Source organism: Trinickia sp., assembly GCF_051954495.1.
Classification (GTDB): Bacteria; Pseudomonadota; Gammaproteobacteria; order Burkholderiales; family Burkholderiaceae; genus Trinickia.
In genome coordinates this window covers 129,978-152,283 of the sequence record NZ_JBQCHR010000032.1, presented here as the reverse complement: position 1 = coordinate 152,283, position 22,306 = coordinate 129,978, and the positions used below count along the sequence as shown (strand labels likewise).

Here is a 22,306-nt window from a genome sequence, read left to right as displayed (position 1 = left end):
CAGCCTCCACATCGTCCGCGCTCGTCGCCGCCCGCCCCGTTCGCTAGAACTGAGGATTGAGCGGAAAGCGAGGATCGGCGCCGAACCACTTCTTATAAAGCTGCGCGTTCAGCTTCGACGCGTTGATGTTGAACAGGAACAAATTGAGGTAGTTCAGCCACGCTTGATCGCCGGCCTTGACGCCGAACGCGTTGTATTCGAGCGGGACGAGCGCCTCGTTCGTGACGACGAGGTCGGGGTCGAGCTTGGCCTGATAGGCGAGGAAGTTGTTGTCCTCGATCATGGCGTCGGCCTGCCCTTGCTTGACAGCCAAAATCGCGGCCTGCGAGCTGTCGTATTCCTGGATCTTGATCGGAAACCCGAGCGAGCGGACTTCGTCGCCGTTGGTCGAGCCTTTCACCGTCGCGATCGTGCGGTTGGCCATGTCCTTGACCGAGGCAATCCCGCTGCTCTTCTTGACGAGCAGCGCTTCGCTGGCCACGACATAAGGCGTCGTGAAGTCGATGACCTTCGCCCGCTCCAAATTGCGCGTGAAATTGCAGAACACCACGTCGACCTTGCTCGTCTGCAGATTCGGGATGCGGTTCGCGCTCGTCGTATTCACGATTTCGAGCTTCACCCCCATTTCCTTCGCCAACTCCTTCGCGAGATCGACGTCATAGCCGTCCGGCTGGCCGTTCGCGTCGTAGAAGCCGAACGGCGCGAACGTCAAGCAATCGCCCACGCGCAACGTGCCGCGCTGCAGGACTGCTTGTAGCGTCGAGGAGGAGGACGCCGCCGCTTGGTCGGGCGTCGAGACCTTCGTGCATGCCGTCATCGCCAGCAATCCGGCAAGGGCGAATAGATAGGCGGCCTTGGCGCCCCGTTTGGCGAGTTTCATGTTGCAGTCCTTACAGAAAAGGAGTCAGGAACAGGCAAATCGGCCGGAGCTCCGACCACCGGGTTCGAGCACGCTCGCCGAGGGTCTCGCATCGGATTGTCCGATATACCAGACTTGTATCTGCTGTATCGGACTAGGATTGAGTGTTAGGGGACGAAATGGCAGCCGCAATTGATAGCATCACCGATTGCGTTGGATTTTTTGTAGGTGCATGCATCGCGGACGTGCGGCGCTGTTCCAGTCATTGGCTCGAGCCGTTCTTCCCCGCTGTGGCCGCCGCCGCGCGGCGGTCTCGCTTGCAAGCGTCGCGGTTCCGATCGTCGAGTTTTAAAGGGGCCGTGTTCGCCTCCCTCGGGGCGTGTAAACTGCTGCCTTTTTTGCTCGAGGCAATGGTGCATGTTCCCGAGCGCAAGGCCATCAGCGGGCCGGCGCTCATCCGCTTACTGGCCCGCCTGACGGACGCCCGTTTTCCAGAGTCCGGGCCGCCGCTCGCCGACCGGCTGGGGCAATGGCTCGTCTGGACGGACGCAATTGCACTGTCCTCGGCGCTGAGCGGAGGTCCACACACGGGCGGACACCGGGGCGCCGCACCGGATGAAGCGGAAGAAGCACTGTGCCTACGGGTGCGCACGACGCTCACGAACGCCATCGCCCGCGACGCCATGCTCACGCCGCACCGTCACCGCAGCTGCGCGCGCCATCGCGAGAACTCTGCCGCGGCCGACGCGGCGCCGGACTATGCCGCGTTTCGTCAGTGCTATTTGTCGCTGCAAGAAAAGATGGAAAGCGCGATCGGCAATCTGCGCACGGTGCTGCGCGGGATGCTCGCGGCCGGGGAGCCGGCCATGTCGCGCCTCGCCGCGGTCGACGCCGTGATGGAGCGGGTACTGGCGGTACGCGAACACAACGCGTTGGCCGCCGTCCCCGGACTGCTCGCCGTGCATTTCGAGCGCCTGCGCAGCCAAGCGCTGGCGGAGAACGGCAATGCGCGAGGGGCGCCGAGCGCGGGAGACGCGCAAGGCATCGCGCAGGATGCGACGCGCGATGCATCCGGTTCGCCCCCCAGCGCGGCCGACACGCCGACAGTGAAGGACGGCCCCTGGCTCGACGCATTCCGCAAGGATATGCAGAGCGTGCTGCTCGCCGAACTCGAGATTCGTTTTCAACCGGTCGAAGGGCTGCGCGCCGCCCTTCGCGCCTGCTAACCAGGACCCTATGTCCCGATATCGCCTCGATCTTGTCGTTTTTCTCGCCGGGCTCGCCGTCGTCTGCTGGATCGGCGCCGGCTACGCCGTCTCGAACCCGCTGGCGCTGGCCGTCACCTTGCTGATCGGCGTCTGTTATGTCGCCGGCGCACTCGAGCTGCATCGCTATCAGCAGCGCACGTCCAATCTCGTGCAGGCCGTAACAGACCTTTCGACGCCGCCTCCCCGCCTCGACGCATGGCTCGAGCGTCTGCACCCGGTGCTGCGCGGGGCCGTGCGGCAACGCGTGGAAGGCGGCCGCGCCGCTCTGCCGGGCCCGTCGATGACGCCTTACCTCGTCGGCCTGCTGGTGCTGCTCGGCATGCTCGGCACGCTGCTCGGCATGGTGACGACGTTGCGCGGCACCGGCGCCGCGCTCGACAGCGCAACCGACCTCGCCGCGATCCGCGCGTCGCTCGCCGCGCCGATCAAGGGCTTGAGCTTTGCGTTCGGCACGTCCATCGCGGGCGTCGCGACCTCCGCGATGCTCGGGCTTCTGTCGGCGCTGTGCCGGCATGCGAGGCTCGAGGCGGCGCGCGGGCTCGACGAACGCATCGCCACGTCGCTGCGAACGTATTCGCAGGCGTGGCGGCGCGAGGAAAGCTTCCGGCTGATGCAGCGCCAAGCCGACGCCATGCCGGCGCTCGTCGATCGACTGCAAACGATGATGAGCGCGATCGAGCGTCACAGCATCGCAGCGAACGAGCAACAGCTTGCGAATCAACAGGCGCTGCACGCGAATGTCGAGCGCGCGTATACGGCGCTCGCGTCCTCCGTCGGCCGCTCGCTGCGGGACAGCGCGGCCGAGAGCGCGCGCGGCGCCAGCGCGGCGATCGAGCCCGTCGTGCAAGCGACGATGGCTGGCCTTTCGCGCGAGATGACCGCGCTCGGCGCAACGGTCACGAGCGCCGTGCAACGGCAGCTCGACGGCCTGTCGGGCGGATTCGAAGCGAGCACGGCCACCGTGGCGAAGCTTTGGACGCAAGCGATCGAGGAGCAGCAGCGTTCCGGCGATGCTTTGGTCGAGCAATTACGCGTCGCGTTGGAGCGCTTTACCGCCTCGTTCGAACAACGTTCGTCGGCGTGGCTCGAAGGCGTGTCGAATCGCATCGATGCCGGCGTCGGCAGCGTATCGGCGGCATGGGACGCCGCGCTCACGCGCCAAGAACGCGCGAGCGACACGCTGGCGGCTCGCTGCGAGCAAGCGCTGGCGGCATCGGTCGCCACCTTCGAGCGGCATGCCGCTGCCTTGCTGCGCACGCTCGACGAATCGCATGCCGATCTGCATCGGCAGTTGGTCACTGGTGACGAAACGCGATTGCGCGCCTGGACCGGTGCGCTCGACACGATGGCGCAGTCGCTCGGCGACGCCTGGCGGCAAACGGGCGAGCACACCGCTTCCCGTCAGCAGGCGATCTGCGAGACGCTCGAGCAAACGGCCAAGGACATCTCCGCGCAAACGCAAGCGACCGCCGCCCGAACGATCGCCGAGATCGCGCAGCTCGTGCAAGCGGCATCGGAAGCGCCGCGGGCCGCGGCCGAAGTCGTCGCGGAACTGCGCCAGAAGCTTTCCGACAGCATGGTCCGCGATACGGCGATGCTCGAGGAACGCGCCCGGTTGCTCGAGACGCTGGGCACGCTGCTCGACGCCGTGAATCATGCGTCCACCGAACAACGCGTCGCCGTCGATGCGCTCGTCGCCACGTCGGCCGATCTGCTCGCGCGGGTCGGCGCGCAGTTCTCGGATACGGTCGATGCGCAAACCGGCAAGCTCGGGTCGGTCGCCGCGCAGATCACCGGCAGCGCGGTCGAAGTCGCGAGCCTGGGCGACGCATTCGGCTCGGCCGTGCAGGAATTCGGCGTGTCCAACGAGCGCCTCGTCGCGCATCTTGAGCGGATCGAATCCGCGCTCGATCGTTCGCTCACGCGCAGCGACGAGCAGTTGGCGTACTACGTGGCGCAGGCGCGCGAGGTGATCGATCTGAGCATGCTGTCGCAGAAGCAGATCGTCGAGGACCTGCAGCAGCTTGCGGCGCAACGCGCATCGAACGGGATCGAAGCGGCATGAGCGAGGAGATCGACGGCGGCGCGGAGCCGACCGCGCCGGTCTGGGCCGCGTTTGCCGATCTGATGTCGGTACTGGTGGGCGCGTTCGTGCTGATTTTGGTGGGCGTCATCGGGCTGCAGCTCGAACTGTCGGCGCGCCTCGAAGATCAAGTGAAGCAGCGGCAGCTCGAGGCACAGCGGCGCAAGACGCTCGAAGAGGCGCTCGCCGGCCCGCTCGCGGCGGGGCGCGTCACGCTCGTGAACGGCCGCATCGGCATCAGCGGCAGCCTCCTGTTCGCGCTGAATTCCGATCAATTGCAACCCCAGGGCCGCGATCTGCTGAAGTCGCTGGCGGGTCCGCTTACGGTTTATCTGCGCTCGCACGACGAGATCCTCATGGTGAGCGGCTTCACCGACGATCAACAGGTACGCGCAGGCAGCCGCCATTTCGCCGACAACTGGGAGCTGTCCGCGCAGCGCGCGCTGACGGTCATGCGGGCGCTGATCGACGCGGGTGTGCCCGCGCAATCGATGTTCGCCGCGGCATTCGGGGCGCAACAGCCCGTGAGTTCGAACACGGACGAGGCCGGCCGAGCAAAGAATCGTCGCGTCGAAATCGCGCCGGTGCCGAAGCGCTCGGGCTCGGGCGCGCAGCATGAGTAGTGCGAGCCCGATGACGCAAGGAGCGGATGCCGTGGGCGCCGCCGGCACGACGACCGACGCACGGGCGACGCTCGACGCATGGCGCGCAAGCGGCGCCGATCGGGTGAACCGTGCGCGCTTTCATTTGATCGACGCACTGGCGCGGCGCGCGGCCGACCACAGCGGCGAGGTGCGAGGCGTGCTCGATGAGCGGCTCGCTACGCTGATCGCGGCGTATTCGGATGAGGTTCGACGCATAGAGGCCGGCAATGGAGCCGATACGGCGGAAATCCGCGGTAAGGGGCAGGACAACGCACCCGCCACCGCGGATTGCCCGCCGACGCAACCCACGCCGAGCCGCGGCCCGCTGGCCGAATTGGTCGAGCTCTTCGCCAGCCGTGCGGCCGCCGCGGCGCAACACGAAGCGCCGACCGCGCGCGACGCACTGCCTTCGCACCGGCGCGAACGATCGCCGGATCTGCCCATGCTCGACTACTTCCGCGAGACGTGGTCGAAATTCAGCGCGGAGAAGCAGTTGCGGCACTCGCGCGAACAAGTGCCGGACAATGCGGGCCCGCTCAACACGAACAGTCTCGTGCATCGCTCGCTCTCGCTGATGCGGGAGTGCTCGCCCGGTTACCTGCAGCAGTTTCTGTCGTACGTCGAAGCCCTCTCTTGGATGGAGCAGTTGGCGGGGTCCGCGGCCGTACCGTCGGGCTCCATCACCGTCGAACCGCCGCGCGCGGGCACGGCGAAGAAGGGCGCGCGGCGCAAATCGCCCTAGCGTTCCCGCCGCTGCAGCGGATCGTCCCCGGAGCACGGCGAGCCGTTTGATACCATGCAGCGTTTTCTGGACAGGCCGACAGCAGCGTGACGCATCGATTCATGACCACCGTACGGGATTTCTGCATCAAATGGGCTCGCCGCATCGCATGGCTGGCGGCCGCGTGTTTCCACGTGGCAGCGGCGCTGACGAGCTTGGCGGCCGACGCAGCGAAACACGTGCTCGCGAACGCCTGGCAGCACGCGCGACATCCCACCCGCCGCGGCATACTGCTCACGCTCGCCACGCCGCCCGCGCTCGTCTTGCTTTACGTACTCGTGCTGATTCCGTTCACGCCGAGCATCAGCGACATCCGCAAGGCCCGCGTCGATCGGCCCGCGCAGATCCTGTCGGCGGACGGCAAGCTGCTCGCCGAATTCAAGCCTTCGAACCGCGAATGGGTGACGCTGAAAGAGATCTCGCCGCATATGATCGATGCGTTGATCTCCACGGAAGACCACCGCTTCTACCAGCATCACGGCATCGACTGGAAGCGCACCGCGTCGGCGGCGCTGCACACGTTCGGCGGCGATCGTCAGGGCGGCTCCACGATCACGCAGCAGCTCGCACGCAACCTGTACCCCGATGAAGTGGGCCGCGCGCCCACGCTCACGCGCAAGATCAAGGAGGCGATCACCGCGGAAAAGATCGAGATGGCCTACAGCAAGGACCAGATCCTCGAGACTTACCTCAACACGGTGCCGTTTCTCTACAACGCCTACGGCGTCGAGATGGCGGCGCGCACCTACTTCGGCAAATCGGCCGACGAGCTCGACATCCTGCAAGCCGCGACCCTCACGGGCATGCTCAAGGGCAACAGCTACTACAACCCGGTGATCAACCCGGAAAGAGCCCTTGCTCGGCGCAACACCGTGCTCGGGCAGATGGTCAAATACGGTCGCCTTTCGCAGGCCGCCTACGACAAACTCAAGACGAAGCCGCTATCGGTCGACTTCGAGCGTCAGGTCGAGCCGCCCGGGCCCGCGCCGCATTTCGCGCAGCAGTTGCGCAAGTGGCTGATCGGCTGGGCCGACGCGAACGACTACAACGTGTACTCGGACGGCTTGGTCGTCCATACGACGATCGATTCGCGTCTGCAGGCGATGGCGACCGCGGCGGTCGCGCTGCAGGGCCGGCAGTTGCAGTCGATCGCGAACGGGCAATGGAGCGGCCGGGCAGGCTGCTCGCCGGCGAACGATCTGTTCAAGACGTTCATGCGCGAATCGGCCGAATACCGCAGCGCGCGGGCCGCGGGTCAGAGCGACAGCGATGCGCTCAAGCAGCTTGGCGCCGAGCGCGACTTCGTCCGCAAGCTCTGTCATGACAAAACCGAGATTCAGGCGGGCTTTTTAGCTATCGATCCGCGCAACGGTCAGATCAGGGCCTGGGTGGGCAGCCGCGATTTCGCCGATGAGCCTTTCGATCATGTGCAGCAATCGCGCCGCCAACCGGGCTCGACGTTCAAGCCTTTCGTCTACGGCGCCGCGTTCGCGAGCGGCATGAAGCCGACCGATACGTTCATCGACCAACCCGTCGAGATCCCGCTGAAAGGCGGCGAGATCTGGCGCCCGGACGACGACGTACCCCCGAGCGGAAAGCCGATGACGCTGCGCGACGCCCTTGCCTACTCGCGCAACCGCATTACCGCGCAGTTGATCCAGCAAGTTGGCCCAGAGCGCGTCGCCAGTCTGGCTCGAGCGATGGGCGTGCGCGACAGCAAGCTCGACCCCGTGCCGTCGCTCGCGCTCGGTACGAGCCCGGTGACGGTCAAGGAAATGGTATCGGCCTACGCCACGATCGCGAACGACGGCGCGTATCTCGAGCCGCGCATGGTAACGAGCATCGAGGACCACGAAGGTCACGTACTCGCGCAGTTCGAACCCGCCGAGCCCGAGCAGGCGTTGCCGGTCGCGGCGGACCGCACGCTGATCGACGTCATGCGCGATGTCGTCAATCGCGGTACCGGTGCGGGCATCCGCTCGCGCTTCGGGATTCGCGCGGACGTGGCAGGCAAGACCGGTACGACACAGGACAACACCGACGGGTGGTTCATCCTGATGCACCCGCAGCTCGTCGCGGGCGCGTGGGTCGGGTTCGACGACGGCCGCGTGACGCTGGGCGGAAATTATTGGGGCGAGGGGGCGCACAGCGCGCTGCCGATCGTCGGGGACTTTTATCAGCGGGCGCTGCGCGCGCGGCTGATCGATTCGCGCGTACGCTTCGACACCGAGGTGCAGCCACGCGCCTTCGACGTGTTCCGCGACAAGCTGCGCGCGTGGATGGCGTGGCTGTCCGGATCGAAGCCCCAAGCGCCGACGGCGCCCGCGCCGGTGCATCGCGCACCGCCGGCGAAGCCTGCTGAGGAACCGTCGGCGTCCGCGCCGGCGTCGGCGTCGGCGGCAATGCCGAGTTCCGCGGTCTTGCCTCCGGGGTCCGGCTCTCAGGCATCGGCCCCTGGGCCGGCGTCGGAGCCGCCGCTGATCGGTGTGCCGGCAAGCGGGGCGACGGGGAATATGCCGAGCGCACCTACGCCCGGCGCCGCGAGCGGCGCGCCGGCGCAGCTCGCGCCGACGATCTTGCCGCCGGGCTCGGGCGAGCCGCCGAGCGGCGCACCGCGCGGAACGAGCGGTTTCCCGCCCGCGGGCGCGGGATCCTCGCCGACACCGACGCCCGATGTGCCGGATGCGGGAGGCGACCATCGGGGTGTTGCACAATGAGTCCGCCGAGGCAACGTCGCCAATGCAGTCTATGTCCATGCGCGGGGCCTTCCTGTTCCAGCACGAATGAACGCCGTGCGCGGGATGCGCCCCGGTCAAAGTGTCCTATCTTTTGGATCAACATTGATTGGGACGACTGAAGCGCGCTAAGCTCTTCGCTCCATCGTCCTCGGATGTCGTAGATTTCCCCGCGAGACATGTGCGGAGCACCGGTAGGGATACTAACTACCGACCAGCGGGTGACCTCGCCCATCTTTCACCATGAGCCAACGAACATTCTTTCCAATACCGATCGAGCACGAAGAGCCGTACTCGGATTCAAAGGACTTGAAATTAGTCGGCTACACGAAAGACCGAATCAGATACGCGATCAAGCGTGTGCAAGACGGCGAACTTCTGCCCATTTCCGAGTGGATTGGCCACAGGCTTTGTGAGCTATGTGGCGTTTCTGTACCTGAATACCATATCGTCGCTTGCGTCGACGGGCAACTGGCATTCGGATCCCGATGGGAAGATGGGGCGGAACAGATCGATGGCGGCACAGGAACAGTACAGGCGCTGGAACTTCTTGCGGCACATGCCGCAGACATCTCCGCCATATTTGCGGTTGACCAATTTTTCCCCAATCCAGACCGGCACTTGGGGAACTATCTGTTCGTGCGCCGCGCGGAAACACCGATGTGCCTTGCAATGGATTTCTCTCGCGCCGGACCGTCAGACGAGATTCCGATGGGAGCCCTTCCGCTTGATCCGGTGTGCAGCACGCTCGTCGTGATCGAAAGGCTGATTCGCGATCGCTTAAGGAAGTTCGACTCCGCTGCATTCGGCCGCGCGAAGGCGCGATTGGCCTCCATCAAGCCCGGCGAGTTCTACGCAATCCTCAACGACGCGCCTGATGAGTGGTTCGTCATGACGACTCGCGATGAGTTTTGCCGGTGGTGGGATAATGAGAGCTCGATCCGCGTGGACGGGATTGCACCATGACATCGCACATCGCTCGGTACTGCACGCTTCAGTTTCAGCCGCATCACAACAGGACGGAGCACGTCAACTACGGAATCGTCGTGTTTATGCCGAACGGAGGTGTCCGGGTCCATATCGCCAACGGCCTACGTAAGATCAAAGCACTTGCGCCAACCGCCAGCGTTGAGAGACTTCGCGCGCAGGAAGAGGAGATCCCCAAAATCGTCGGCGATGCGAGATGCGACGAGGCGCTTCGCCTTCTCGAAGTACTTCAAGTGCTTCGACCACAAGCCGTTGCTCGGCTCGGTAGCTTTCGATTCGAAACCGAAGCCGACTACGCCAAGCACGCCAAACTTGCGTTAGCGACTCAATGCGAAACCCCTGTCGCGCGGGGCCGCGCGCGCGAGCCTCGCTCGAGACTTTTCTACGACGTACGGGACCGCTTCCAATTGCTTGGCATATTGGCCGAGGACAAGGCGGCGCTACCTGACCACAAAGTCGTAGAGCACTACACCCCTGACGCCGAAGCAGATGTCAAGGTCGAGTTCGCATTGCAAAACGGCATCCTGCGTGTGGCTCAAACGATTGACCTGCGCACCGATGCCGCCGAACTGGTCAGTACCCAACATAAGCACGCGGCCTACAGCAAGGCGTACGCGATCCACTACGCTAAGACCCAATTGGAATCGGCGCGACTTCGAAGCTACGTGATAGTGGCGGGAGCGCATTCCACCGCAGCCGACAGGGTGCTTACGGCGATTCGCGCCGACGCGGACGATGTCTTGGATTGGGAAAACCATGCGGATATGGAGCGCTTTTTCGGCGAGTGGGCCGAAGCTGCCGGTCGTCCGCTTCCTTCACTGCCGCTCAACTAGCTTACCGGTCCCCCTATCGATCCGAGCGATAGCCGCCAAGCGAACTTTCCCCCGTGCCACTAGAATGGCAGCTTTGCGGGTTAACCCCGCTTGATGACGGCACGCGGCAATGCACCAGATTGAAGCAGCAAAGAACAAAACGGCCTGGGTTCTCCTGGCTTTGGCGGTAGGCGGCTTCGCGATCGGCACGACCGAATTCGCGACGATGAGCGTCTTGCCGCTCTTCGCGCAAGGGCTCGGGATCACGGCGCCCGTGGCCGGCCACGTCATCAGCGCCTACGCGCTGGGCGTCGTGGTGGGCGCGCCCGCGCTCGCCGTGCTCGGCGCCCGGCTCGACCGCCGCGATCTGCTCATCGCCCTAATGGCGCTGTTCGCCGTCGGCAATACCTTGAGCGCGCTCGCGCCCAGCTACCACTGGATGCTGTTCTTCCGCTTCATCAGCGGCCTGCCGCACGGCGCCTATTTCGGCGTCGCGGCGCTCGTCGCCACCTCGCTCGTCCCCGAGAATCGCCGCACCGTCGCCGTCGGCCGCATGTTCCTCGGGCTCACGGTCGCCACCATCGTGGGCGTGCCGTTCGCCAACTGGCTCGGCCATGCGATCGGCTGGCGCTGGAGCTTCGCCTTCGCCGCCTTGATGGGCGCGGTCACGATGACGTGCGTGCGCCTATGGGCGCCGTCGACGCCCGCCGCGGCCGGCGCAAGCCCGCTACGCGAGCTGAGCGCGCTCAAGCGCGCCCAGGTCTGGTACACCCTCGGCATCGGCGCGATCGGTTTCGGCGGCCTATTCGCGGTCTATACGTATCTCGCCAATGTGCTCGCCTCGGTCACGCACGCTTCGGTCGGCACGGCGTCGCTCGTGCTGAGCGTTTTCGGGATCGGGCTCACGGCCGGCAACCTCGTCGTGCCGATGTTCGCCGACCGCGCGATCATGCGCACGGCCGGCCTTCTGCTCGTCTGGAGCGCGGTGATGCTGCTCGCCTTCCCGTTGGCTGCGGCGAATGTCTGGACGCTGGCGGTGGACGTCTTCCTGATCGGCGTCGGCGGCGCGCTCGGCACCGTCTTGCAAACGCGCTTGATGGACGTTGCGGAGGATGCGCAGGGCCTTGCTGCCGCGCTCAATCATTCGGCGTTCAATACGGCCAACGCACTCGGGCCGTTTCTCGGTGGGCTCGCGATCGCAGGCGGCTTCGGCTGGACTTCGCCAGGGTGGGTAGGCGCGTTGCTCGCAGTGGGCGGCCTAGGCGTATGGGCGATGGCGGGCTTCGCGCAACGCGGCGCCGATCGAAAAGCCGCGCGCTTGGCGAGCCGCGCCTGCTTGGAAACGCAAGGGCGGTAAGGATGCGGATGCGCGGCTTCCGCTCAAATTGAGCGAATCGCGACAATGGATGGCCGGAATACAACAACGTGCGCCTCGCGCACTGCGCATAATTTCCCCATTGCAATTTCACGCGACCCGCCAAGCTCCATGAAGACCGCCGCCTGTTTGCTCAGCCTCCTGACCGGCTTGACCCTCTTCACCGTCGCGCCGGCTCGCGCCGCCGACTTCCGAGTGACCACCGACAGCCAGCCCGATGGCCATTTCGCCGCAACGCAATACAGCGGGAGCTTCGGCTGCCACGGCGCCAATGTGTCGCCCCACATCGCGTGGCGCAACGCGCCCGCCGGTACGAAAAGCTTCGTCGTCACCGTCTACGATCAAGACGCTCCCACCGGCTCGGGGTGGTGGCACTGGATCGTTGCCGATATCCCCGCGAACGTCGACGAACTGGCCGCGGGCGCCGGCAGCGCCGACGGTACATTGCCCGCCGGCGCGAAAGCCGTTCACAACGATGCCGGTCAAACGGGCTACCTAGGCGTGTGCCCGCCCGCGGGCGAAACCCATCGCTACCTCATCACCGTCAATGCGTTGAAGGTGGACAAGCTCGAGCTGCCCGAAGGCGCCACGCCCGCGATGGTCGGCTACCTGACTCACGTCAATAGCCTCGGCAAAGCCACGACCACGGCTTTGGCCAACCGGTAACCGTCCGGCCAGGGCCTCTATGGAACCGCGCATCGCACAACGCGCCGGCATCGGAGCCGGCGGCCTCGTCCAGCAGCAACAAGCGCTGGAATTCAAGCGTTTGTTCGTCGACAAGCCGATGCTCGTCGTGGTCGAGCGCGGCTCCAAAATCGTACGCTGGGCCGGCGGCGAATACGTGATCCGCGCGGGCGACGCCGTCGCGATCGCCGGCGGGCAAACATTCGACGTGATCAACCGCTTGCCCGAGCACGGCGGCTACCGCGCGCGCTGGCTCGCCTGCGATGAACCGCTCGTCGCCGCGCACGCCGCGCGGTATCCGCAGCAGCCGGTCATCCGTCATGCACAGGCCATCGTCGAGCCATGCGCCGCATTCGGTGAGGCCTTCGATCGCGCCATCGATGCGATAGACGACGCAAACCTTCCCGCCGCCATCGCCCAGCACCGCGTGCGGGAAATACTCCTTTGGATCGGCATCAAGGGCGGACGCTTCGGCGAGGCCGCTGTCGAAACGCTGTCCGCGAGAATCAGGCGGCTGATCGCGAGCGATCTCGCGAACGAGTGGAGCGCGCCGACGGTGGCCGCGGCCCTCGCCATGAGCGAATCGACCATGCGCCGCAAACTAGCGGAAGAAAACGCGACGCTCACGGAAATCCTCTCCGACGCGCGCATGTCCTTCGCGCTCAATCTGCTGCAATCCACCCACCACAGCGTGACGCAGATCGCAGGCGACGTCGGTTACAAAACACTCTCTCACTTCGCCGCGCGCTTTCATCAACGTTTCGGCTTCTCGCCCACCGCCATCCGGCGCGGCCTTGCGCACAGCCACCGGGACACGTGCGCGTCGACCACCTGACGCATCGCGCCCCCCCCACCGCACCGCTTTCCGACGAAACAATCTAGCGTAGTCGGCCATTTTGTTTCCACTTCCCTCCCCACAGCTTCCCGAACGGAAACAATGGCGGCCGCCGATTCTTTTAAATCTTGAGCCGCAAGTCACCGTGCTAATCTGAATGCGCATTGGGCATAGCGAATCATGCACCAACGAATACAGCTACAGGGCAATAAGAATATTTCTGAGAGAGCAGTACTCGCTATTTAAGCAGGTACTTTCATTCGCATTCCGATGACAGACCGAACTTCACCTTGATGTGCCGGCGTTCGCGCGCGGCAGGCGCACGGACGTCCCTTGTTTTATCCGCCTAAACGGCGGCCGAATCAGCACGGAGAGCGGAGGGCGACGCACGCCTATGCGCAACGCCGACCCATGGCGATCGCGCCGTCGCCCGTACAGAACCATGTCCGGCTTGGTATTTACCACGCCGGATGCGGTGGGTATTCCTTTCTCGAGGGGAAAGGAAGTTGTCGCTATGTCATTTACGTCTAGAGGTCTATATGAAACCCACATTCGAGTTCTCGAATGATGAAAAAGGCGAGCTATTCGACGTACTACGCAGCATCAAGGAAAGCCCATATCTGGATTACGCCGGTTTTCACAATCGGATCAAAGCGCTGATAGCCGATCAAAAAATTCCTGAATTCTTCATCAACGTGTGCGAAAAGGTGCGCTCAGAGAGACGAAGCAAGAAAAGCTATTCGCACTTGCTGCGTAACGTGCCGCTTGACGAACATATTCCGATGTTCGACCAGGACGATCCCGTGCACGATAAGTACGAGAAAAAGAAATCATTCGTCGGCGAAGCCTTCTTAGAACTCTTTGCCCAATTGACCGACAGCCCGCTTCTCGCATACCAGACTCGCAACAACGGCGACTTTTTCCACGACGTCTACGCGCACAAGAAGTACAGCCAGACACAGACGCAGAAAACCGACGGCGAGCTGTTCTTCCATAACGACCGCACCGCCCACCCCGTACGCGCCGATTACCTGAGCCTGCTCGGTATGCGCTGCTGCGAATCCAACCGCATCTACACGGGCTACCTCGATGGGCGCACATTGCTCGATCATCTCACCGAAGAGCAGCAAGCCACGCTGCGCAAGCGGCTCTTCGTGACGCCCTACGATGAGTACTCTCGCGATTCCAATAGGCAGCAGGTGATATCCGATTCGCACGCGATCCTAGAGAACGAGCACAGTTTCCGCTACTACGACACGCGTACGACCTATGCGCCGGGGGCCCCCAACGAAGCGATCGACGCCCTGCTGGCGCTGAAGAACGCAATCGTCAAGGCCAACAAGGAACGCGTCCAGATCCTCACGGGCGATCTCTTTTCGTTCGCCAACCAGGACGCGCTGCACAACCGCGAGCTGATCGAGGTCAAGGACCCTGAGCTGGCGCTCAAGCGCTGGCTGCTCAAGACCTACAGCTTCCGCGATCAACACAGCCTGCAACGCTTCAACGACTACTTCACGCGCGAGCAGCCAGGCTTGGTGAAGGAATCCGCCGCTCGGAACTGAGCCGGCGTACGTCTCCCCCTTAAGTCGTGCCGAGCACGCGCGCCGAACCCGCCGGCAGCGCGATCGGGTCCCCTTTGCGCGAATCGCGCGCATGTTGCGCTACGCCGCCACCTATCCGGTGAGTGCGCGTCGGGACTCGCGGCAGTTCGAAGCCCCTCAACCCGGGTTATGCGTTAAGCGCGCGTCGCGCCAACAACGCAGGCCGATTCTTCAGGCCCACTTCGATGCGGATATCGATCCTCGCGGGAGCGCACTACGACGCCCCGATCGCCCGTCAAACCTTGGCGGCTCTCAAGACCCTCCAGCAACAGGAACACGGCCCTCACGAGGTGCGCGTCGCCTCCAATGCCGACGATGCACGCGTCATGGCCGAAAGCGAGGAGATCGACGCGATGCTCGTCGTGCCGGGCGCGGCGACTGCTCGTCAGATCGAGCGGCTCGCCATGCGCACCGGCCTTTTCGCGGCAGTACAGGCCCTGCGCGGGTCGTCACCGAGCGGGCGTGCCTTCGACATCGTCGTCGTCGGGGATCCGTTCCAAGGCCAAGGCCAAAGCGAAGGCGAGCGCGGCGTGATCGCGCAGCGCTACGAACTCGTGGGCGCCAACACGCTGCGCTACACGGAGACGAGCATCCGCCGGCTCGCGAAAGTGGCGCTCGACGCAGCCGAGCAGCGCGCGCGTCGGCTGATCTCCGTCGACCAGGCCGACCGGCTCGAAACGATGGAGCTGTGGCGCGACGTCGTGGCCGAAGCCGCGGGCCGCTCTCCGGACATCGCCGTCGAGCATCGACTCATCGAGCAGGCCGTGATCGACCTCGTCGCCTCGCCGCAGCGCTTCGACACCATCGTCGCAGGCGGCAACCTCGGCGGCATTTTGGCCGCGCAGATCGGCGCGCTCACCGGCTCGCCCGGCACGTGGGCCCGGGCGCTCGTGGGCAACGGACGTTTCGCGATCTACGAAATCGCCGCCGCGCATCACGCCTGCCTCGCGCCGGACGTGCCGCCCGACGTTTGCCCGGCCGCTGTCAAAAGTGCGCTGGCGCTGATGTTCCGCTACGCCGGCAACGACGCTCGGCGCCACACGCCAAGCGCGTCCCACGACGCTCCCGTCGCACACGCGCACGGGCCGTTCGGCCTCTGACTTTCCATCCGAGGCCCCTCGCGCGAGGGGCCTTCGTACGACTCCCCACCCACTCCTTCAAGGAGATCGACATGAGTACCGTATCGAATCGCCACTCATCGGGCGAGGCGCAGACACTCGCCCGCGCCTATCGCTCGACCATGGCGCGCACCCTTCCCTTGCTGTTCATCTGTTACCTGTGCAATTACCTCGACCGCATCAACGTAGGCTTCGCCAAGCTTCAAATGCTCGACGATCTGAAAATGAGCGAAACGGCGTTCGGCCTCGGCGCGGGCATTTTCTTCGTCGGCTACGTGATCGCCGGCGTGCCGAGCAGCCTCGCGTTGCGCAAACTTCGACCACGCCAATGGATGGCCATCCTGATGATGATCTGGGGCGCGCTGTCGGCCTCGTTGCTGTTCGTTAGGACACCTGAATCGTTCTACGTGCTGCGCTTCTTGACGGGCGTCGCCGAGGCCGGCTTCTTTCCGAGCATCGTCATGTATTTCGCGCAGTGGTATCCGGCGAAGCGGCGCGGAGAAGTGATGTCGCTCTTCATGGTTTCGATCCCCATCTCCGGGCTGCTCGGCGGACCGCTTTCGGGCTGGATGCTCAAACAATTCGCGTCCGCGCCCGGCGGCATGGCCGGATGGCAGTGGCTCTACCTTCTACAGGGTGCGCCAACCATTCTTCTAGGTTTTGTCCTGCTAGCCTTGCTGAAGGACGAGCCGAGGACGGCGCGCTGGCTGAACGAGACCGAGAAGCGCCTGCTCGCGGCCGAACTCGCCGAGGAAAACAGCGCGAGCGCCGCGCCGACCTCCACGCGCGGTGTCTCGCAGTTGAAACTCGCGCTGCTCAACTCGACGGTGCTGACGCTAGGCGTCGCATACTTTTTCATTCAGATGGGCGTCTACGCGCTGAACTTTTGGCTGCCCTCCATCGTGCGCTCGCTCGGTTTTACCGATCTGGGCGTGATCGGCTGGATCAGCGCGGTGCCGTACTTGTTCTCGGCCATTGCGATGGTGGTCGTCGGCAAGTCGTCGGACGCGCAGCGAGAACGGCGTCTCCATCTCGGCCTGCCGTTGCTGACGGGATTCGCGGGGCTGTTGATCGCCGCGAACGCGAACGGCAACGTGGCCGGCGCGATCGCGGGCCTCACGCTCGCGACCGCGGGGACGCTGACGGGGCTCGCGATGTTCTGGCCGTATGTCGGCAGCGTGCCCAAGCGCAGCCCCGGCGCTGCGGGGATCGCATTGATCAATTCGGTGGGACAGGTGGCAGGCTTCGTCGGTCCGTCCATCGTCGGGTTTCTCAAGGACACGACGCACAGCACAACGCCCGCGCTCTATCTCCTATCGAGCGCGCTGGCGGTGGGCGCGCTGATCGTGGTGCGGGGATTCCGCGCTGAAACGTCGGGGCCGGTTGCCGGCGTCCCCCCGGTGGCGACGGATTTGGCGGAAACGCGCTGAGCAACGTTGAAATCGAAGGCCGCCTTTCATACGACAGGCGGCCTTCCGAGATGCAGCAAACGAGCGATCAAACGATCAAGCGTGCACTGCCTGCAGCGCATCGAACGTGGTGATCCGCCCGGCCAGCGCGCTGGCGGCCCCGGTGTAAGGGCTCGCGAGCCAGACGTTGCCCGGGCCCGAGCGCCCCGGGAAATTGCGGTTGATCGCGCTGATCGTCACGTCGCGCTCCGATGCGGACTGTCCTGGGCCGCAATTCGCGCAAGAGCCGCACCCCGGCATCACGAGCGTGACGCCGGCCTGCTCGAACGTCGGCAGATAGCCCCGTTCGTCGCAATAGCGCCGCACATCCTGCGTGCCGAACTGGAGGAACAAGCGCGTGCCCGCCGCGACCTTCAAGCCGCGTTCGAGCCCCCACTGCAGGACCTCGTGATAAAAGTCGAAATCCGCGCGCTTGCCGGCCGTGCAGGAACCGCCGTAGGCCAGATTGACCGCCACGTCGCCACCCAATTCGCTGGCCGCCACGCCGTTGCCCGGATCGCCCGGCCGCGCAAGCATAGGTTCGAGCCGGTCGGCGTCGATGCGAATGACGTCGCGGTACGCTGCGCCCGCGTCGCTCTTCATCCACGGCTCGATCACGAAATCCACGCCGCGCCGCTCCCTTAAGAATGCGACCGTCTTCTCGTCAGGCTCCACGATGCCCGTGAAGCCGCCCAGTTCCGCGATCATGTTCGTCAGCGTCGCGCGCTCGTCGATCGAGAGCGCACGCACGGCGGAGCCGCCGTATTCGAAAACGAGGCCAATCGCGCTGCCCGAACGGATTTCATCCATCTTCAACAGGTGAAGCACGATGTCCTTCGCGGTCACGCCGGGGCGAAGGCTGCCGCTCACTTCGATACGCAGCGTTTGCGGCACGGTGCAGCGCACGTAGCCCGTCACCCAGCTGTTCGCCATCTCGGTCGCCCCCGCGCCGAATGCGAGGCAGCCGAGCGCGCCCGAATGCGGCGTGTGCGAATCGGTACCCGCCACGACCTGCCCCGGCAACGCATAGCGCTCCGTCATCAGCGAATGGCAGATGCCCTCCGAACCCGGCTCGCCAGGCAGCGCGCCGTGCGAGCGCACCGGATAATCGCGCGAAAAGTCGGTGTGGCCGCGCGTGAGGTTGGCGACGCCGGGCAGCAAGCCGTCGCGCACGTGCGGGATGCTCTGCTCGGCCAGCACCAGATGGTCTTGAAACGCGACGATATGATCGGGCTCGACGAGCGGCGCCGGCTTGCCGAATGCCCGGTGCATCAGGTGCGCGCACATGCCGGTGAAATAGTCGTGGCTGAAGCGCCAATCCGCGGCGACGAACACACCCTCGCCGCGCGAAGCGTCCGCCATCGCCGGATGCACGTGCCGCTCGAGAATTTTCTCGACGAGCGTGCGCGGTGCATCATCGCCCTTGCGCGACGCGCGCGCCGCGTTGCGTGCGTCCTTGTCCGGCCACTGAGCGGATTTGCTGTAGGCCAGCAGCCCGCCGCTGCGAATGATCTTTTGCGTCAGCGCATCGCGTCCCGCGAGGAATGCCTCGATGGGGACGGATTCGCCGGCGAGCAGCCGATCGAGAATCGAAAAATCCGTGGTGGTGAGGATCCCGATGTTGTCGCAATTTTGCTGATAGATGCGCTCGAAACTCTCCGCCACGATGAGCCCAATGCCCGCCGACAACTCCGCCAGCGGCGCCGATTCGCGAGAGGAACCCTTGCCGTAGCGCTTGCCGGCCACCGTCACTTGGAAGCCTCCGTTACGCACGGCGTGATTGCCGATCGGACGACGGTCGCCGGCCTTGAAGCCGACATACGGGAATTCGCCCAAGCGCTCGTCATAGGTGAGCATCACGGTGACAGGCGTGATCTCGTCGGTGGAAACGTTGTCGCGCAGCGCCCCCGCATTCGCGCGCGTGAGGTTTTGCCCGGCAAGCTGAGCATCGATCAGCGCGGGGGCATCGGACAAATACAACACGCGGCCGGTCAAACGAAACGAATCTTCCACGACATCTCCTTTCAAGCAGCTTCATCGATATATGACAGTGCACCGGGCGCTAAGGCGCTTTGGCAACCGGTTGCGCATCGAGCTTTTTGGTCAGCCACGCGGAAACCAGCGCGGCGACCTCGTCCGAATTACGGTCCAGCATCAGCATGTGCGAATTGCCGTGTATCCCGTGCTCGGGCAGCGAGAGCATGTCCACCGTGCCGCCCGCCTTGATCGCCGCTTGCCGATACTGCAGCGGCGCCTCGATCAGGCCACGCCAGAACGGCGAACTGTCGAGGTTGTCGCCCCAGACGAATAGCTGGGGGATGTGCTTGATCGTCGATAGATCCGGCGCGTTTTCAGGGGCGCCGGTCGGCTCGAGCGCGACGATCGCCTTGATCTTGTCGGGCGCATGAAGCGCGGCCGTAAACGCGAAGTTCGCTCCTTGGCTGTGCGCGATCACGACACAAGGGCACACGCGCTGCACGAGCGCATCGTAGGCGGCCTGCGTCCAAGCATCGTTCGTCGCCCAGCGCGGCACGAACTGTTTGCTGAAATCGTCGAACGCGTCGAGCGGAAACTTCGACCCGGGAAATGCCTTGCGCTCGGAGCCTTCGTCGCCGTAGCTCGGGCCGATGCGAAAGAGCTGCCACGCCTCGCGCTTGGAGCGAAAGAACGGCTCCGTTCGATAGATCTCCGGGTAGCGCGCCCACGACGCCCGGCCCCGCTCCACCGCATCGCTGACATAGACGTCATAGCCCGCCTTGAGGAAAAACATCTGCCAGCCGGGACGACCGTCGGGCGTGCTCTCCCAAGTCGCACCCGTGAGGCCGCCGCCATGCCAGAGCAACACCGGCCAGCGCTCGCGCGGATGTTCCAACTTGACGTACTGAACGTACATCTGCCCAGCTTCGAACGTGCCGTTGGGGTTCACCTTGGTTGGTTTCTCCCCCGGCGAAAACACGATGGTTCGCGTAGGTAAGCCAGACAGTTCGACTTGATGACCGCCGATGTAGAAGCTGCCCATCGACGCGACGTCGAGGCCATCGCGGCTCGCACCGCCTGTCTGCTCGGCCGTGGCATCCGCCGCTTGCGCATACACGCCGGTCAGCAGCGCGCAGGCAGTGATCAGCATGCCGACCCAACGTATGCGCAAGCGCGGTTTCATGGCTTCCCCTTTCGGAATGGATGGTGTACTCGCCACGGCTTACTGCGCCGGCTCGGAAGACGCGTTGGCCGGACGGTTGACGAAGAAGAGCGCGCCCAACGCCAGCAGGTAGAGCACGCCCAACGACATCATCAGCACTTGGAATCCTTCGTTAGCCAGCAGGTAGGCGCCCAGCGCGAGCAATGCGCCGTTGGCGATGCCGAAGTTGCGCTCCATGCGCGAGAACAGCGCGACACGCTCGAGCGGCCCAAGCGCCGACAGGTCGAGATTAGCCATCGTCGCCGGCCGCACGCCGCCCGATCCGAGCCCAAGCAGCGTAATGCCGATGAGCCCGGAAACGAAGTAATCGACGCCCTGCCCCGCGAGCCATTCGCTGCACCCGAGCACGAGCATCGCGCCGAACATGCAGCACAGCGTGGCGACCATCAGCACGCGCACGCCGAAGCGCTTGATGAAGCCGTTGACCGCCAGCGACGTCGCGAACGCCGAAAGGGTGAACAACCCGAGCACCGCGCCGAACAAAAGCGGATCGACGTTGACCATGATGAAGTAGAACGGCAGAAAACCCACGAACGGCGCGAGCGTAAACGCGCGCGACAGCGAATAAAAGCCCATCCAAAACCGCTGCCCCGAATCGATCGACAACGCCTTCGCCGTGGCGCCGGGCGCACTGCGCGCGGCGGCCGGTTCGCGAATCATCATGACGAGGACGGTCGAGCTGACGCTCGCCAGCAGCGAAGCGTAGAACGGCCAGAACGGCTGATAGTCGAACAAGATGCTGCCGCTCGTGCCGGCCACGAGCGTGGCGATGAACATCTGGCTTTGCGAGCGCGTCTGCGCCCGCATGAACAACGTACTGTCGCCTCCCGCGCTCGCGAGCGAGCGCAGCAAGCTCGAATCGGTCGACAGCGCGATGCTGAAACCCGTGCCGCCGATGATTTGCGACAACACGAGCAAATGCATGTCGACATCGGCAAGCCGCGTGCCGGCAAGCAGGAGCACGATCCCGCAGGCCTTCATCGTCTCGCCCACGGCCACCACCTGCTTTTCCGAGAGCTTCGTCAGCAGCTTGCCGCCCAAGCTCGCCGTCACGGTCGTCACGAGGCCGTAAATCGCCAACAAAGCGATCACGCGATACAAACCGAGCTCGACCAGATACAGGTGCAAGAACAACACGGGCAAATGAAAGTACAGCCGCGACACCACGCGATACAGCACGAACAAGCGGACGTTGCGGTCCGTGTCCTGCGCTGCGTCCGTGGCGGCGGCGGAGAGGCTCATCGCGTGCTGCTCGCGCTAGGCCGGCGTATCGCCGGCGCTAAGCCAGCACGACATCGCCTTGGCGCAACACCTTCATCGTCCCGTCGAGCAGCGAGACGATCGTGCTGGAGCGCGTCGTCTGCGGCTTCACGCCGCCAGGCGGCACGATGTAGTCCACGGCATCGGGAAACGTGCGGCTCGCGAGTTCGTAGTCGATCAAGCAATCGTGCTCGACGCCCGACATGTTCGCGGACGTCATCGCGAGCGGCCGCCCGAACCGGTCGATCAGCGCATTCAACACCGGATTGCGGTTGCACACCACCGAGATCGAATCTTCCTTGAGGTATGGATGGTTCGGCGCATCGGCGGATTTGCGCAAGACGAAATTGAGCGGCCCCGGCCAGTGGCGCGCCATCAGCAAATTCACCGCTTCGGCTTGATCGAGCGGCACTTGGGCGTACAGCCAGACATCCTCGGGGCGGGAAACGAACAACGTGAGCGGCTTCTTCACGTCGCGCTTCTTGATTTCGTAGAGGCGCGCGCAGGCCTCTACATTCCACGGGTCGGCGGCGAACGCATAGTTCGTGTCGGTCGGCACCATCAGCACGCCTCCGTCTTCGAGAATGGCCGCGGCGTGTTCGATCGGCTGCATGGGC

At 64.6% G+C, this 22,306-nt stretch carries 18 protein-coding genes; 13 read left to right on the top strand and 5 right to left on the bottom strand.

Annotated elements, in window-relative coordinates:
* Nucleotides 1-43: 43 nt before the first annotated feature.
* Nucleotides 44-880: an ABC transporter substrate-binding protein gene (locus ACTHNR_RS04960; RefSeq protein WP_440546407.1), complete on the bottom strand. Its 837-nt coding sequence runs from the start codon at nt 878-880 to the stop codon at nt 44-46.
* 389 nt (nt 881-1,269) lie between these two features.
* Here ACTHNR_RS04960 and ACTHNR_RS04955 point away from each other — a divergent pair, with 389 nt between their 5' ends.
* From ACTHNR_RS04955 to ACTHNR_RS04895, 13 genes are all read left to right on the top strand, one after another.
* Entirely contained in the window at nt 1,270-2,085 is an 816-nt protein-coding gene (locus ACTHNR_RS04955) for a DUF3348 domain-containing protein (protein ID WP_440546406.1), read from the top strand.
* A 10-nt stretch (nt 2,086-2,095) separates the two neighbouring features.
* Nucleotides 2,096-4,192: a DUF802 domain-containing protein gene (locus ACTHNR_RS04950; protein ID WP_440546405.1), complete on the top strand. Its 2,097-nt coding sequence runs from the start codon at nt 2,096-2,098 to the stop codon at nt 4,190-4,192.
* Complete coding sequence (locus ACTHNR_RS04945; RefSeq protein WP_440546404.1) at nt 4,189-4,833, top strand: OmpA family protein; 645 nt, start codon at nt 4,189-4,191, stop codon at nt 4,831-4,833. Before ACTHNR_RS04950 ends, ACTHNR_RS04945 begins: the two co-directional genes overlap by 4 nt.
* Before the next feature lie 10 nt (nt 4,834-4,843).
* Complete coding sequence (locus tag ACTHNR_RS04940; protein ID WP_440546402.1) at nt 4,844-5,596, top strand: DUF2894 domain-containing protein; 753 nt, start codon at nt 4,844-4,846, stop codon at nt 5,594-5,596.
* A 101-nt stretch (nt 5,597-5,697) separates the two neighbouring features.
* The gene (locus tag ACTHNR_RS04935; protein WP_440546401.1) at nt 5,698-8,352 is read left to right on the top strand and encodes a transglycosylase domain-containing protein; all 2,655 of its coding nucleotides are present in this window, start codon (nt 5,698-5,700) and stop codon (nt 8,350-8,352) included.
* A 261-nt stretch (nt 8,353-8,613) separates the two neighbouring features.
* Nucleotides 8,614-9,336, top strand: a complete 723-nt coding sequence (locus ACTHNR_RS04930; RefSeq protein ID WP_440546400.1) for a hypothetical protein — start codon at nt 8,614-8,616, stop codon at nt 9,334-9,336.
* Entirely contained in the window at nt 9,333-10,190 is an 858-nt protein-coding gene (locus tag ACTHNR_RS04925) for a DUF3037 domain-containing protein (protein WP_440546399.1), read from the top strand. Before ACTHNR_RS04930 ends, ACTHNR_RS04925 begins: the two co-directional genes overlap by 4 nt.
* A 109-nt stretch (nt 10,191-10,299) precedes the next feature.
* Entirely contained in the window at nt 10,300-11,526 is a 1,227-nt protein-coding gene (locus ACTHNR_RS04920; protein ID WP_440546398.1) for an MFS transporter, read from the top strand.
* 129 nt (nt 11,527-11,655) lie between these two features.
* Nucleotides 11,656-12,210, top strand: a complete 555-nt coding sequence (locus tag ACTHNR_RS04915) for a YbhB/YbcL family Raf kinase inhibitor-like protein (RefSeq protein ID WP_440546397.1) — start codon at nt 11,656-11,658, stop codon at nt 12,208-12,210.
* A 19-nt stretch (nt 12,211-12,229) separates the two neighbouring features.
* Nucleotides 12,230-13,063 (top strand): helix-turn-helix transcriptional regulator, encoded by an 834-nt coding sequence (locus ACTHNR_RS04910; protein WP_440546396.1) that lies wholly within the window; start codon nt 12,230-12,232, stop codon nt 13,061-13,063.
* A 539-nt stretch (nt 13,064-13,602) separates the two neighbouring features.
* Nucleotides 13,603-14,625 carry a TauD/TfdA family dioxygenase gene (locus ACTHNR_RS04905; RefSeq protein WP_440546395.1) on the top strand — a complete coding sequence of 341 codons (1,023 nt, stop codon included), beginning with the start codon at nt 13,603-13,605 and terminating at the stop codon, nt 14,623-14,625.
* Nucleotides 14,626-14,849: 224 nt separating this feature from the next.
* Nucleotides 14,850-15,764 carry an isocitrate/isopropylmalate family dehydrogenase gene (locus tag ACTHNR_RS04900; protein WP_440546394.1) on the top strand — a complete coding sequence of 305 codons (915 nt, stop codon included), beginning with the start codon at nt 14,850-14,852 and terminating at the stop codon, nt 15,762-15,764.
* 71 nt (nt 15,765-15,835) lie between these two features.
* On the top strand, nt 15,836-17,212 hold the full coding sequence (locus tag ACTHNR_RS04895; protein ID WP_440546393.1) for an MFS transporter: 1,377 nt from the start codon (nt 15,836-15,838) through the stop codon (nt 17,210-17,212).
* Between the two features lie 75 nt (nt 17,213-17,287).
* Here ACTHNR_RS04895 and ACTHNR_RS04890 read toward each other — a convergent pair whose 3' ends face one another.
* The 4 genes from ACTHNR_RS04890 to ACTHNR_RS04875 are packed head-to-tail and all read right to left on the bottom strand — an operon-like array spanning nt 17,288 to nt 22,302.
* Nucleotides 17,288-19,243: an aconitase family protein gene (locus tag ACTHNR_RS04890; protein ID WP_440546391.1), complete on the bottom strand. Its 1,956-nt coding sequence runs from the start codon at nt 19,241-19,243 to the stop codon at nt 17,288-17,290.
* A gap of 49 nt (nt 19,244-19,292) precedes the next feature.
* Nucleotides 19,293-20,390: an esterase gene (locus ACTHNR_RS04885; RefSeq protein ID WP_440546390.1), complete on the bottom strand. Its 1,098-nt coding sequence runs from the start codon at nt 20,388-20,390 to the stop codon at nt 19,293-19,295.
* A gap of 39 nt (nt 20,391-20,429) precedes the next feature.
* Nucleotides 20,430-21,671, bottom strand: a complete 1,242-nt coding sequence (locus ACTHNR_RS04880; protein WP_440546389.1) for an MFS transporter — start codon at nt 21,669-21,671, stop codon at nt 20,430-20,432.
* A gap of 37 nt (nt 21,672-21,708) precedes the next feature.
* Entirely contained in the window at nt 21,709-22,302 is a 594-nt protein-coding gene (locus tag ACTHNR_RS04875) for an L-threonylcarbamoyladenylate synthase (RefSeq protein WP_440546388.1), read from the bottom strand.
* Nucleotides 22,303-22,306: the final 4 nt, after the last annotated feature.